The sequence below is a fragment of the Citricoccus muralis genome (assembly GCF_003386075.1).
GTDB classification, from domain to species: Bacteria; Actinomycetota; Actinomycetes; order Actinomycetales; family Micrococcaceae; genus Citricoccus; species Citricoccus muralis.
This window is the reverse complement of sequence record NZ_QREH01000001.1, coordinates 3373451-3386348: the sequence shown is the minus strand read 5'-3', so window position 1 is coordinate 3386348 and position 12898 is coordinate 3373451. Positions and strand designations below refer to the sequence as shown.

The window sequence follows — 12898 nt, the reverse complement described above, 5'->3', positions numbered from 1 at the left end:
CGCAGATCCGTATCCTTGAGCGCATGCCTGCAACCGTGAACCGCGCCGGGCGCTTCCGGCCGTTCCACGAGCTCGCCCGGCTCTGGAAGACCTCCTCCCTGCGGACGCAGTTGGTGGTCATGACCACCGGTCTGATGCTGCTGGCCGTGATCGTCACCGCCGCCCTCACCGCCTCCCTGTTCCGGCAGGAGCTCGTCCGCCAGATCGACGATGACCTCCACGCCAACCGCAACAACGTCTCGGTCTACCTGACGAGTCTGGGGACGGACACGGGGTACTTCTCCTCGCCGCAGTCCATCCTGCGCTTCTACGGTGAGCTGCAGGACAACCACGGCAACACCACCACCAACTCCTCCTTCACCGGGGCCAACGAGGACCGCCCGGTGGTTCCGTCGTTGACCGCCGACGAGGTGTTGGAACGCGGCAACGAGGCGTTCGACGTCTCCGGGACCACGGAGGCCTCCCGCGGCTGGCGGGTGACGATGTACCGGCTGGCCTCCGGTGAGGGCTCGCTGGCCATCGCCCTGCCGCTGGAACCGGTCCACGACTCCGTGGACCGGGTGACCTCCCTCGTGGTCACGATCGGCCTGCTGGCCACCGCCGGCGCCTCGGTCATCGCCTACGCCGTGACCACGCGCGCCTTCAAGCCCCTGTTGCGGGTGGAGCGGACCGCCGCCCAGATCGCCGCGGGGGACCTGTCCCGCCGTGTGGAGATGGGTGCTCCGGACACCGAGGTGGGCCGCCTGTCCCGTTCCCTCAACGCGATGCTCGCCCACATCGAGACGGCGTTCCGGTCCAAGGAGCAGTCCGAGGAGCGCATGCGCCGGTTCATCCAGGACGCCTCCCACGAGCTGCGCACCCCGCTGGTGACGATCCGCGGGTTCTCCGAGCTGTACCGCCACGGCGGGATCAGCGACCCGGATGACGTCGGTGCGGCCATGGGGCGGATCGAGGGCGAGGCCAAGCGCATGGGCCAGTTGGTGGAGGACCTCCTCACCCTCGCCCGCCTGGACGAACAGCGCCCGCTCGAGCACCGTCCGGTGGACCTCATGCTCCTGGCCCACGACGCCGTCCTGGACGCCCGCGTGAACGCCCCGGACCGCGAGATCAGCCTCGAGGGGCTCGACGGCGGCCGCGCCGGTTCCGCGCCCACGCTCGGCGACGAGGGCAAGATCCGCCAGGTGGTCACCAACCTGGTCACCAACGCGCTGCGGTACTCCCCGGCGGGAACGCCGCTGGAGATCGCCGTGGGCACCGTGGACGTGCTCCCCGGATCCGTCCACGCCGACGGGCGGCAGGTCCACGGCTCCCGTGATTGCGTCATCGAGATCCGGGACCACGGCCCGGGCATCGACGAGCAGGATGCCTCCCGCGTCTTCGAACGCTTCTACCGGGCCGATTCCTCCCGGCAACGCGAGACCGGCGGCACCGGCCTGGGGCTGGCCATCGTGGCGGCCATCGTGGCCCAGCACGACGGCACCGTGCGGCTGGACCAGACGCCCGGCGGCGGGGCCACCATGTCGGTGCGGATGCCCTGGGTGGACCCCTCCGCGGACGAGGATGACCAGACGCCGGACGAGGCCGGAACCGAAGTCCAGGGCGGCCAGGAAGACACCTCGGCCGGGCCCCCGGTCATCCCGCCGCGTCCTCCACAGGCACCCGGCTCCGGCCACTCCTCCACATCCGGGTAGCCACGGACCCCACGGGGACGGGCACCTGCCTAGCGTGAGATCAGCCGGGACAACACCGTTCCGCGCTGACCCCCAGCCCCGCAGGAGAGAACATGGCACTCGTCCAGATCGACACCGAAGACCTCATGGCCAAGAGCCAGGCCGTGGAGTCCTCCATCGGCCGCCTCCAGACGGAGGTGAACGCCATGGAAGCGAACCTCCGCCAGCTCCAGGACACCTGGCGCGGCCAGGCCGCCAACAACTTCCAGGCAATCCTCACGGAATGGCGGGCCACCCAGGCCCGGGTGGAGGAGTCCCTCGTGTCCATCCGCGGCGCCATGACCCATGCGGCCCAGCAGTACTTGGACGCCGAGACGGCCAACGCCTCGATGTTCCGCGGCTGACCCTTCTTTCCACGTCCCCGCTTCCAGTCGAGGTCCCACGTTTTCAGTCGAGGTCCCACGTTTTCAGTCGAGTTGGTGTGGGTGTCAGAGGCGAGATACCCACACCAAGTCGACGGAAAACTAGGATGGGCTGCATGACGGTGCTGATCGATCCGGCGCGGTGGCCGGCCCACGGCACCGTGTTCTCCCACCTGGTCTCGGACCACTCCCTCGAGGAACTGCACGACTTCGCGGCGGCGGCCGGCATCTCCCGGCGTGCCTTCGACGGTGACCACTATGACGTCCCCGTGGAGCGCTATGCCGAGCTGGTGGCACGCGGTGCCGTGGAGGTCAGCGGTGCGGACCTGGTCCGCCGGCTCGTGGCCTCCGGGCTGCGTATCCCAGCCGCCCACCGGGCCGGCAAACTGGACAAGATCCTCACCCAGCGGTTCAATCGGCTGTTCCCGGGTACTTCTCCCCTGGAGCGGGAACCGGTGGTGGCAGACCTGCTGTCCCGGTGGTCCGAACCCCACCGGCACTACCACGATCGCTCGCATCTGCTGGCCGTGCTCAGGGCCATCGACGTGCTGGTCAGACACGGCGAGGACTGCGGCCGGTGGACGCGCAGCGTGAAGCTGGCCGCCTGGTTCCACGATGCCGTCTACCTCGGGGACCCACAGCGGCCGGCGGGCCAGGACGAGGAGGACTCCGCTGTACTGGCCGAGCAGGCCCTGTCCGAGTTGGGCCTGCCGGATCCGGAGATCGAGGAGACGGCACGGCTCGTGCGGATGACCGCCTCCCATGACCCGGCCCCCGGGGACCGGACGGGGGCGGTGTTCAGTGACGCCGACCTGGAGGTGCTGGGCCGGCCCCGAGGGGATTATGCCCGCTACCTGTCGGCCGTGCGCCAGGACTTCGCGCACGTGCCGGACGCTGACTTCGCCACCGGGCGGGCCGGCGTCGTCCAGTCCCTGCTGGCCTTGGACCCCCTGTACCGGACCACCACCGGTGCGCGGCTCTGGGAGCGCCATGCCCGGCGGAACCTGTCCGCCGAGCTGCATCCCACCTCGCGGCACTGGACCCGCTGACCCGCACGGCCCTGGCCCCGCTGCACCCTCGTTTTCAGTCGATTTGGCGTGGGTGTTAAACGCCGGAACCCCCACCAACTCGACTGAAAGCGAGAAGGTGGGGGTTCCGTGAGTGCTGGGCGCTCAGTGAACCTCAGGGGGTCACTGGATCACATCATGCCGCCCATACCACCCATGCCGCCCATGTCGTCGCCGCCCGGCATGGCCGAAGCCGGCTCGGGCTTGTCGGCCACGACGGCCTCGGTGGTGAGGAACAGACCGGCGATCGAGGCCGCGTTCTGCAGGGCAGAGCGGGTCACCTTGACCGGATCGTTGACGCCGGCGGCCAGCAGGTCCTCGTACTCGCCGGTGGCGGCGTTGAGGCCGTGACCGTCGGGCAGGGAGCGGACCTTGGCAGCCACGACGCCCGGCTCCAGGCCGGCGTTGAAGGCGATCTGCTTCATCGGGGCCTCGATGGCGACCTTGACGATGTTGGCGCCGGTGGCCTCGTCACCCTCCAGGGAGAGCTTGACGAAGGCCTTGGCACCAGCCTGGGTCAGGGCCACGCCGCCGCCGGCGACGATGCCCTCCTCCACCGCTGCCTTGGCGTTGCGCACTGCATCCTCGATGCGGTGCTTACGCTCCTTGAGCTCGACCTCGGTGGCAGCACCGGCCTTGATGACGGCCACGCCGCCGGCCAGCTTGGCCAGGCGCTCCTGCAGCTTCTCGCGATCGTAGTCCGAGTCGGTGTTCTCCATCTCGGCGCGGATCTGGGCCACTCGGCCGGCGATCTGCTCGGCGTCGCCGGCACCCTCGACGATGGTGGTCTCGTCCTTGGTGATGACGACCTTGCGGGCGGTGCCCAGGGTCTCGATGCCGGCGTTCTCCAGGGTCAGGCCGACCTCTTCGGAGATGACCTGGCCACCGGTGAGGATGGCGATGTCGGCCAGCATGGCCTTGCGGCGGTCACCGAAGCCCGGGGCCTTGACGGCCACGGACTTGAAGGTGCCCTTGAGCTTGTTGACCACGAGGGTGGCCAGGGCTTCGCCCTCGACGTCCTCGGCGATGATCAGCAGGGACTTGCCGGACTGCATGATCTTCTCGAGAAGGGCGACCATGTCCTTCACGGTGGAGATCTTGGAGTTGACGATGAGGATGTAGGGATCCTCCAGCACCGTCTCCTGGCGCTCGGCGTCGGTGACGAAGTAGCCGGAGAGGTAGCCCTTGTCGAAGCGCATGCCCTCGGTCAGCTCGAGCTCCAGGCCGAAGGTCTGGGACTCCTCGACGGTGACGACGCCCTCCTTGCCGACCTTGTCCAGCGCCTCGGCGATGAGCGAGCCGATCTGGGTGTCAGCGGCGGAGATGGATGCGGTGGCGGCGATCTGCTCCTTGGTCTCGATCGGCTTCGCGGAGGCCACGAGCTCCTCGATGACGGCGGCGACGGCCTTCTCGATGCCGCGCTTCAGGGAGAGCGGGTCAGCTCCGGCCGCGACGTTGCGCAGGCCTTCCTTGACGAGGGCCTGGGCCAGCACGGTGGCGGTGGTGGTGCCGTCACCGGCGACGTCGTCAGTCTTCTTGGCAACTTCCTTGACGAGCTCGGCACCGATCTTCTCGTACGGATCGTCGAGCTCGATCTCCTTGGCGATGGAGACACCGTCATTGGTGATCGTGGGAGCGCCCCACTTCTTCTCCAGCACCACGTTGCGGCCGCGGGGGCCGAGGGTGACCTTGACCGCGTCGGCCAGGGTGTTCAGACCCCGTTCCAGGCCGCGGCGCGCCTCTTCGTCGAATGCAATGGTCTTGGCCATGTGTGCACTGTCCTTTCTGGACCTTGGCGTTGCTTGGCAGTGTTCAACTGACCTGTGCAGTGCCCGCGACGGACGGCCCGGAGCCGGGCCTCACCACGTTCAGGTCTGCTCCGAGGCCAGGACCACCCGCATGCCTGCGGGTTTTGGCAGTCACAACCTCAGAGTGCTAGTCCATATTTAGCACTCGCACCCTCCGAGTGCAAACAGCAGCCGATCTGTGGGACGGCTTTTCAGCCGGCGTAGTCGGAGCTGAGCACCACGGCGACGCCGGGCACGCGCGCCTCGTAGACCAGCGGAAGGCCCAGCTCGGCAGCCACAGCCTGGGCGGTGGTCTCATTCTGCGAGTAGTACACGGCCGAGCCGGACACGGAGAAGCCCTGCCAGTTCCCGGAGCCGGCCACTGTGAAGCCGCCTGAGGACAGGACGCCGGAGACGCGGCCGGCCAGGCCGCCGATCGAGGAGGAGTTGTAGACCTCGACGGGCGCGGAGGTGTCCCCGGTATCCATGGCCGCTTCGGACTCAGCCGGTTCGGACTCGACCGGTTCGGACTCGGCGGCGGACGCCTCCCCGGATGCTGCGGTCTCGGCCGGTTCGGAGGCCTCAGGGGATTCGAGGTCCTCCGGTGAGGACGTCATCTCGCCGGTGGGGCTGGCCTCGGGCCCGGCGGACTCCGCTGGGGCCTCCACCGTGGCGGACGCACTGGCGGAGGCACTGGCGGCGGCGCCCGCGTTGGCCGGGTCGGAGGGCAGCAGTGAGGGCAGGACCAGGAAGGAGAAAGCTCCCACGGCCAGGGCCAGTGCGGCCGCGACGGAGATTCCCACCAGGCCCGAGGAACCAGTCGTCAGGGTGGGGTCGGCCCGGTGGGTTCCCTTGCGGTCCTTGTAGGCGGGGACATCGTCGAATTGATCGTGCGGGTACAGAGTCATTGGCCACCATCACCAGATTCTCGGCTCCACGGCGCGGTTCCCGGGTGAGCGGGGGACGTCATGGAGATGGACACGGCCCGACCGCCGATGCGGTGCTCAGGCCTCCTGCCGCCGGGCACTGCGTGCACGGTGGCGCGTGGTCCGTAGTCTACGCAATCTCTTGACGAGCATGGGCTTGTGCGCCAGCGCCTCCTGACGGTCCAGCAGACCGTTGAGCACCTGGTAGTACGTGGTCGCCGAGAGGGAGAACCGGTCGCGAATGGCCTGGTCCTTCGCTCCGCCGTACTTCCACCACTGGTCCTCGAAGTCCAGGATGTCCCGGTCGCGCTCGGACAAGGCGTCCACGGCGGGATCCACGGCGCCCTCGGACGGGGCCGGAGCACCGTCCGGCTCGGCGGGGTTCGCTGCAGTCATGAGGGGTCCTTCCAACGGGGGTACTGCACAGTCTACCGGCCGAAACTACACCGGTGTCATTCGTCCCGACTACTGATGGGCGGCACCTGGACGCAGGTCGCCGGACGGACCGGTAGTCTGCCGACGTGGACCTCATCGCCCCCTTGGATCCCGGCTGGGAACGCGCTCTGGCCTCGCAGCGCGAGGCCCTGGCCGTCGTCGGGCAGAACATCCAGGCCCGACGCGCGGCCGGAGAGCAGATCCTGCCCGCCCCGGAGAACGTGCTGCGCGCCTTCCGGCAGCCCTTCGAGCAGGTGAAGGTACTCATCCTGGGGCAGGACCCGTACCCGACGCCGGGACACCCGATCGGGATGAGCTTCGCGGTGGACCGGCACGTGTCCCCGCTGCCGCGCTCACTGGTGAACATCTACCGGGAGCTCTCCAGCGATGTGGGCGTCCCGCCCGCCGCCCACGGGGACCTGACCGCGTGGGCGGACCAGGGCGTCCTGCTGCTCAACCGCGTGCTGACGGTGGCCGCCGGGGAGCCGGCCAGCCACCGCAGGCTCGGCTGGGAGGGCATCACACAGGCCGCCGTCCAGGCCCTGGCCTCTCGAGGCACACCGCTCGTGGCGATCCTCTGGGGCGCCGATGCGCGGAAGATGGCCCCCGTGCTGCAGGAGTGTGCGCCGCAGGTCAGTCCGGTGGGGATCGTCGAGTCCGTGCACCCCTCGCCGCTGTCCGCACGCCGCGGGTTCTTCGGTTCGAAGCCCTTCAGCCGGACGAACGAGCTGCTCCAGCAGGCCGGTGCCATCCCGATCGACTGGCGCATCGGCTGAGCACCACGGTCAGCGACGGCCGATGCGGCGCCGTTCGTTGGCCTGGAAGGCCGTGGTGAACGGACGGGCGATGGTGTCGCCGAGGACCACTCCCGCCGCGATGGCCATGATGATGGCGGCCGCGTTGAAGAGCCCGATGACGCCCTCCATCATCTCCCCCGTGTCCATGGCGATCTTGTACATGGAGCGGAAGATCGTCAGCCCCGGCAGCAGGAAGAGGATGCCGGGGACGGCGACCACGAGCTGGGGGGCGCCCATGCGCAGGGCCACGTAGCGGCCCAGGGCGCCGATCGCCACGGCGGCGATGGCGGGGGTCAACCGGGACCCGACGCCGATGAACTCGGCAACCACATACACGGCAAAGCCGGCCAGGGACACCACGGCGGTGGGCAGCAGCAGTCGCCATTCGGACTGCTCGAAGACGGCATTCCAGATGGCGGCCGCGAACACCAGGATGCCCAGTAGCCACACGGGGTAGTCCGCGAAGGGCTCCTGGGCCAGGTCGAGCTCGCGGACCCCGAGCATGGAGGCGAACACGGTGGCGGCCACGATCCCGGCGATCAGGGCCGCGAAGACGAGGAAGGCCGAAACGAATCGGCCGGCCGCCGTGACCGGGAACCCGTTGATGGCATCCTGCACGGCGGAGACGAAGCGGCCCGAGGGCAACAGCAGCATGATCCCGCCGGCCACCACGAGGGACGGCGCGAGGTCCACGTCCAGCGTGTACAGCACCAGCGCGATCATCGTGGCGATGAACCCGCCGGCCATGATGGAGAAGAACTCCGGGATCCGGGCCCGGCCCAGCAGGTCCACCACGGTCATCATCAGCATCATGGACAGGAAGGCCACCCCAGCGCCCACCACTCCGCCGCCGATGAACACCACGAAGGTGGCAGAGAACAGGCCAGCGGCCACGGTGGTCAGCCACCCCGGGAAGGGCTTGGGCTTGTGCCGGATGTCAGCCAAGGTCTGCTGGGCCTCGTCCCGGTCCATCTCCCCGGCGGCCACCGCGGCGACCAGACGGTGCAGCAGCGCCAGCCCGGCGTAATTCTGGGACCAGGACCGCACCACGCGGTGCAGGGAGTACGGGGTCTTCCCGCTGGGGGCGTAATTCAGGGCGATGGACTGGTTGGTGATGTCCACCTCGGTCTCGTGGACACCGAAGGCCTGGGTCACCACGATGATCGAGGTCTCCACCTCCAGGGCGCCGGCCCCGAAGCGGAACATGGTCTCACCGAGCTTCAGCGCGAAGTCCAGGGTGGTCCGGGCATCGGCGTCCGCGTTGCGGGTGGTGCGCAGGTACGGGTTGGCATAGGGGCTGGTGGCGATCCGGTCCACGATGGACAGCGTCTGGGTCGGCAGCGGCTCCGAGTACATCATCCGCTTGAAGGCGGAGCCGCCCGAGAACCGCAGGCGGCCCTTCGAGGGCTTCTTCTCCCGCTCCGACACACCGACCGTGCCGGTGGTGCCGATCGGCGCCGTCGCCGGGGGCTCCCCCGTGGTCGACTCGGAGGGCGCCAGTACGGATTGCGGCACCGGGTCAGAGGCCGGCGGTTCCGTCAGCGGGGTGTCGGTCAGGGGTGCATCGCTCGGCGGTCCGTCGGTCGGCCGTGCATCGGTCGGCCGTGCATCGGTCGGCCCGGCGCCGGCGTCCCCGCCCGGGGCGGCCGGCCCACCCACCACGGTGGTGCCGGAATCCGTGCGCACCGGGTCGACGGTCTCGACCGACTGGGTGGGGGTCGGCGTCGTGGGGTGCCCACCCGTTGTGGGGAGCCCAGCGGCCTCGGCCGCCGGGCCGAGCGCGAAGTCGATGGCCGACGTCGGCGCAGGCGTGGTCTCCGGTTCAGTCCCGGTTCCCATGCCGGTGCCGGAATCAGCATCCAGGTGGCCGTCCCCGTCTCCGGAGGTGGCGTCGAGGTAGTCCTCCGGCGAACGCCGGGTGGGCTTGATGATCGGGATCTGGGCGAGGTCGGCGGGCGGTTCCTGCGCGTGCCCATGACCAGACCGGGTTTCGGGGATCTTCTCCACTGCCGCTCCCTTCCCTGCCGAGCCGCCACCACATCATGATCCGGTGGGCACCGGACAACACTGTACTGCCCTGTGAGAGACCGGCCTGTTAACGACTGAAGGGCCCGGTCCGGGCCCTTCAGGATGTGGTGGATCTTACTGGACTCGAACCAGCGACCTCTCGCGTGTGAAGCGAACGCTCTAACCAACTGAGCTAAAGATCCATCATGCCGGGCCTGCACTCTGACGAGGGGCCAACAGCTATGAAAGCCTACCAGAACAGGCGGTGAACCAGAAAACGGGGCCGCCGCCATCGGGGACCGCCCCTAGGATGGCAGTCATGCGTACCAAACCGGCCGAGAGCACTGACACCACTGCGTCCTCCCCCACCGCCTCCCCCCGGCCGGCGCGGCTCGGTGCCACCCTGGCCCTGGCAACGGCCACCGTGGTGGCCCTGACAGGTTGCGCCGATGCCATCCGCAATGCCGAGCACGGCGGCTCCTCCGGCCCGGTCGGCTCCTCGACCTCCGCACCGGAGCAGACCGCCGGGACCGAGGCCTCCGGGGTGCAGATCTTCGAGGACTTCGCCTGCCCACATTGTGCGGCGTTCCACGAGCAGAACGGGGGCCTGATCCACGGCCTGGCGGCCGGCGGCGAGCTGGAGGCCGACTACCGCATCGTGGACTTCCTGGGCCAGGGCGATCCGGAGTCCTGGTCCACGCGGGCCGCCAACGCGTACTACTGCCTGGAGGGTTCGCTGGAATCAGGCACCGGGAGTGAGAACGAGGCAGCCGGCAACAAGCTGCACGCCTTCCAGTCCTGGCTCTTCGAGCAGGCCACGACCCAGCCGGAGGATGCCACCCTGGTGGCCCAGGCCGATGAGATCGGCGGAGACGCCGCGTCGGTCGAGCAGTGCGTCACCGAGGACGGTGGGGCCCCACAGATCACCGCCGCCATGTCAGACTTCTCCGACTTCAGGCTCCGCGGCGTCCCCTCGGTCTACTCGACCGCCGACTCGACGCTGTACAACCCCGAGCAGCACGGCGACCTCAAGACGTGGTTGACAGACCGCCCCGGGCAGTGACGTCGGTGCCCTGCACTCCGCGCTGCACGGGGATGCGCCGGGCCACCGCATAGCCAATCCACATCAACGCCAGCGTGGCCGCGCAGGCCGCCAGCCAGTAGAGCGGGGCCGGCAGGGACTGCAGGAACGGCCGGAACTTCAGGTAGAAGTAGTTGCCGTCCGTGAGGGCGTTGACCGCCAGGACCACCCCGAAATAGGCGAGGAACCAGGCGTAGGACCGCCACAGCCCGCGGACGGTGGGCCGCCAGCCATCGGCGATCCCGGCGAAGACCGGCACCAGGATGGTCACGGCATGGCTGACCAGGAAGCTCCAACCCATGAGGTGGTCCATCGGCTGGATCCGCTGCGGGTAGACGAACGTCGCGTACGCGTAGAGACCGAAGTAGAAGCCCACCTCCAACACCGTGCGCCGCCCCGTGATGAGGTACGCGATCAGGATCAGCGTGGTGACGCGGGAGATGTGCAGCGGCAGGGAGTCGCCCCAGTCCCAGCCGGCCACGAACACCTGGTAGCTGTACAGGGCCACCTGTTGCACGAGGGCGAACATCAGGAAGCCCCAGCGCAGCACCGGGGCATGGTTCCGCACCTGGCGGCGGAACGCCAGCAGCAGGGCCAAGGCCGCCAGGACCGTCCCCAGAGCCAACAGGTGGTCCGCCCCGAACAACGGGATATACGGAGCCAGCGGGTCCAGGAACGAATTCATGCCCCTAGGCTAGCCAGCCCGGATGGCCCCAGATCGCGCCGGAGCGCGTCCTAGCGCGGTGTCACGGCGATGATGAAGGCACTCTTCAGGCCCAGCCGGGAGCGGAATTGGTTGCCGGTGATCTCCGAGGTGGTGCCGTCCGAGGCCGTGGCGGTGATCCAGTCCGTGTAGCCGGAGTTCGGGTTCACGGCCGTCTCCCGCACGGTGACCACGTTGGGCAGGCCGAAGGCCCGGGCCATCTGCGCCTGGGTGGGGCTTGCGGTCCAGCTCCGGTTGGGGTTGTTGGCCTCGGGCGCGAGGCTGTAGGGGTCGTCCTTGCTCGTCAGGTAGGGCACTGCCTCGCCCCACTGCTCCTCCGACCCGCGGGTGTGGCCGGCGCTGGAGGAGTGGTAGCTGGCGTCCGCGACGGAGCCTTTGTGTGTGAGGATCTGCTGCGAGGTCGCGTCCACGGCGGCCTTCCACCGCATGCCGTAGACCCCACCCGGCCCCTCGTTCTCCTTGGCCCACCCGGTGAACTTCTGGCTGTTGACCTCATCCCAGACGTTGCAGTCGCAGTCCGGCCTCAGGGATCCCATAAATCGCAAGGCGTAGGACCTGCCGGCGACCGCCTGGGCCTTCAAGGCCTCCTCGGACCAGAGCGAGGGCATCTCGGACAGACCGTAGAGGTATTCGTCGTTCATGCGCAACTCGTTGACCACATTGAGCTGGCCGTGGTCGTTCAGCGTGACCTGGACGCGGCCGTGGCGCAGGACCAGGTCCGTGCTGGTGCCATTGGCGTCGGGAACCGTGACGGTGGAGGCGGTGCCCTTCCAGAACCGCGTTCCGGTCCATTCGAGGGCCACGGACCCGCTGCGCTGCTGTGTCCCGTCCGGAAGCGTGGCGACCACCCGGTCGCCGGCGGCCGTGAACGTCACGGCACCGGCGGTCGCGGGCGCCTGCGACGAGCCAGAGGCCCGGACTCGGACCTCGCCCGTGCCGTCCACAACGATCCTCGGTGTGGTGACGAGGTGTACGCGGATGTTCTCGTTGACCCGGTTGGGGCCGTTCTGCACCACGGCGGGGCGATAGTAGTGGTCCAGGATCTGACCAGAGGTGTTTCCCCCCACGGCCATCGCCCGAGCCCCGTACTGGCTCATGCCCACCCCGTGGCCCCAGCCGGAGCCGCTCACCGCGAAGGACACGGGGAACACCGTGGTGTCATAGCCCATCTCCCCGGCCACCTTCCAGATGAGCTGGGCGGCCTCCCCACGCGAGATCGGCCGCCCGGGCCGGAAGGTTCCGTCGGCGTACCCCTGGCTGATGCCCTCGGACTTCATCCAGGCGATGTACTGCGCATAGGACGAATCCTCGGGGACGTCCGAGAACGGATCTTCGGACGGCTCCGGGAAGTCGGCCCCCGCCACGCCGTAGAGGATCTTGGCCATCTCGCCACGGGTGATGGACCGGTACGGCCGGAACGTCTCGTCCGCGTAGCCGTTGATGATGCCCTCGGTGGCCATCCACTCGATCGGCGTATAGGCGTACCACTCCGGGTCGGCGGGGACGTCCTTGAACGGGCTCTCCACTGGCGGCGTGACGTCCGGATCGACGAGGCGGAACAGGAACGCGGAAGCCTCGGCCCGGCTGATGTCCTCGCTCACCCCGAAAGTGCCGTCGGACTCCCCTTCGGTGATCTCCTGCTGGATCATCCAGGTGACAGCCTCGTGGAAGGTGTGTGTGGCCGGGACGTCCGGGAAGGTGGAGGGGGTGGCCGCCCGAGCCGGTGTGGCTGAACCCGCCAACGGGGCTGCGGCCAGCACCAGGACGGCGGCCAGCAGAAGGGCCAGGAGCCGGCGTGGGAGCCCGCTCGGACGAACAGGGCGCTGACCGGCAGAAGGAGAGTCGAGGGCGGGCGCGGTGATGACGGGCACGGTGGTCCTCCGGGGAAGTCGTCGGAGACATCCAGGTCACTGCCGTCGGCAGTGTCCGCGTCCCCAGCTTCTAGTATGCGCCCGGCGCCCGGCCGGCGGTCAGCTTCTGAC

The 12898-nt window shown here is 69.0% G+C and carries 11 protein-coding genes and 1 tRNA gene; 5 read left to right on the top strand and 7 right to left on the bottom strand.

Annotated elements, in window-relative coordinates:
- The first annotated feature begins 23 nt into the window (after positions 1 to 23).
- The 3 genes from C8E99_RS15060 to C8E99_RS15050 all read left to right on the top strand — a co-directional run bounded on the left by C8E99_RS15060 (position 24) and on the right by C8E99_RS15050 (position 3141).
- Positions 24 to 1691 (top strand): sensor histidine kinase, encoded by a 1668-nt coding sequence (locus tag C8E99_RS15060; protein WP_170144628.1) that lies wholly within the window; start codon positions 24 to 26, stop codon positions 1689 to 1691.
- Positions 1692 to 1783: 92 nt separating this feature from the next.
- The gene (locus C8E99_RS15055) at positions 1784 to 2074 is read left to right on the top strand and encodes a WXG100 family type VII secretion target (protein ID WP_115932983.1); all 291 of its coding nucleotides are present in this window, start codon (positions 1784 to 1786) and stop codon (positions 2072 to 2074) included.
- Positions 2075 to 2208: 134 nt separating this feature from the next.
- Positions 2209 to 3141, top strand: a complete 933-nt coding sequence (locus C8E99_RS15050) for a DUF4031 domain-containing protein (protein ID WP_115933531.1) — start codon at positions 2209 to 2211, stop codon at positions 3139 to 3141.
- Between the two features lie 149 nt (positions 3142 to 3290).
- On the opposite strand, the gene groL is transcribed toward C8E99_RS15050, so the two are convergent.
- From groL to C8E99_RS15035, 3 genes are all read right to left on the bottom strand, one after another.
- Positions 3291 to 4928 (bottom strand): chaperonin GroEL, encoded by a 1638-nt coding sequence (gene groL, locus C8E99_RS15045; RefSeq protein WP_115932982.1) that lies wholly within the window; start codon positions 4926 to 4928, stop codon positions 3291 to 3293.
- Positions 4929 to 5158: 230 nt separating this feature from the next.
- Positions 5159 to 5854, bottom strand: a complete 696-nt coding sequence (locus C8E99_RS15040; protein ID WP_115932981.1) for a LytR C-terminal domain-containing protein — start codon at positions 5852 to 5854, stop codon at positions 5159 to 5161.
- A 96-nt stretch (positions 5855 to 5950) separates the two neighbouring features.
- On the bottom strand, positions 5951 to 6268 hold the full coding sequence (locus C8E99_RS15035) for a DUF3263 domain-containing protein (protein WP_115932980.1): 318 nt from the start codon (positions 6266 to 6268) through the stop codon (positions 5951 to 5953).
- Between the two features lie 125 nt (positions 6269 to 6393).
- Here C8E99_RS15035 and C8E99_RS15030 point away from each other — a divergent pair, with 125 nt between their 5' ends.
- Positions 6394 to 7083 (top strand): uracil-DNA glycosylase, encoded by a 690-nt coding sequence (locus C8E99_RS15030; protein WP_115932979.1) that lies wholly within the window; start codon positions 6394 to 6396, stop codon positions 7081 to 7083.
- Between the two features lie 9 nt (positions 7084 to 7092).
- Here C8E99_RS15030 and C8E99_RS15025 read toward each other — a convergent pair whose 3' ends face one another.
- Together C8E99_RS15025 and C8E99_RS15020 are read right to left on the bottom strand one after the other, a co-directional pair.
- Positions 7093 to 9111 carry a threonine/serine exporter family protein gene (locus tag C8E99_RS15025; RefSeq protein WP_245952387.1) on the bottom strand — a complete coding sequence of 673 codons (2019 nt, stop codon included), beginning with the start codon at positions 9109 to 9111 and terminating at the stop codon, positions 7093 to 7095.
- A gap of 126 nt (positions 9112 to 9237) precedes the next feature.
- Positions 9238 to 9314: transfer RNA gene (locus C8E99_RS15020), tRNA-Val, on the bottom strand.
- Between the two features lie 116 nt (positions 9315 to 9430).
- Between C8E99_RS15020 and C8E99_RS15015 the strand changes: the two genes are divergently transcribed.
- Entirely contained in the window at positions 9431 to 10174 is a 744-nt protein-coding gene (locus C8E99_RS15015) for a DsbA family protein (RefSeq protein WP_170144627.1), read from the top strand.
- On the opposite strand, the gene C8E99_RS15010 is transcribed toward C8E99_RS15015, so the two are convergent.
- Both C8E99_RS15010 and C8E99_RS15005 read right to left on the bottom strand, forming a co-directional pair.
- Complete coding sequence (locus C8E99_RS15010; protein WP_115932977.1) at positions 10140 to 10877, bottom strand: YwaF family protein; 738 nt, start codon at positions 10875 to 10877, stop codon at positions 10140 to 10142. The two genes, C8E99_RS15015 and C8E99_RS15010, sit on opposite strands and share 35 nt — an antisense overlap.
- A gap of 50 nt (positions 10878 to 10927) precedes the next feature.
- Positions 10928 to 12787, bottom strand: coding sequence for a SpoIID/LytB domain-containing protein (locus C8E99_RS15005; protein WP_115932976.1), 1860 nt, complete (start codon positions 12785 to 12787; stop codon positions 10928 to 10930).
- Between the last annotated feature and the right edge of the window lie 111 nt (positions 12788 to 12898).

Excerpts from the sequence above, each read along its gene's own strand:
- groL (WP_115932982.1), bottom strand. The coding sequence starts at position 4,928 with ATGGCCAAGACCATTGCATTCGACGAAGAGGCGCGCCGCGGCCTGGAA.
- C8E99_RS15035 (WP_115932980.1), bottom strand. The coding sequence starts at position 6,268 with ATGACTGCAGCGAACCCCGCCGAGCCGGACGGTGCTCCGGCCCCGTCC.
- C8E99_RS15060 (WP_170144628.1), top strand. The coding sequence starts at position 24 with ATGCCTGCAACCGTGAACCGCGCCGGGCGCTTCCGGCCGTTCCACGAG.
- C8E99_RS15055 (WP_115932983.1), top strand. The coding sequence starts at position 1,784 with ATGGCACTCGTCCAGATCGACACCGAAGACCTCATGGCCAAGAGCCAG.
- C8E99_RS15040 (WP_115932981.1), bottom strand. The coding sequence starts at position 5,854 with ATGACTCTGTACCCGCACGATCAATTCGACGATGTCCCCGCCTACAAG.
- C8E99_RS15010 (WP_115932977.1), bottom strand. The coding sequence starts at position 10,877 with ATGAATTCGTTCCTGGACCCGCTGGCTCCGTATATCCCGTTGTTCGGG.
- C8E99_RS15050 (WP_115933531.1), top strand. The coding sequence starts at position 2,209 with ATGACGGTGCTGATCGATCCGGCGCGGTGGCCGGCCCACGGCACCGTG.
- C8E99_RS15015 (WP_170144627.1), top strand. The coding sequence starts at position 9,431 with ATGCGTACCAAACCGGCCGAGAGCACTGACACCACTGCGTCCTCCCCC.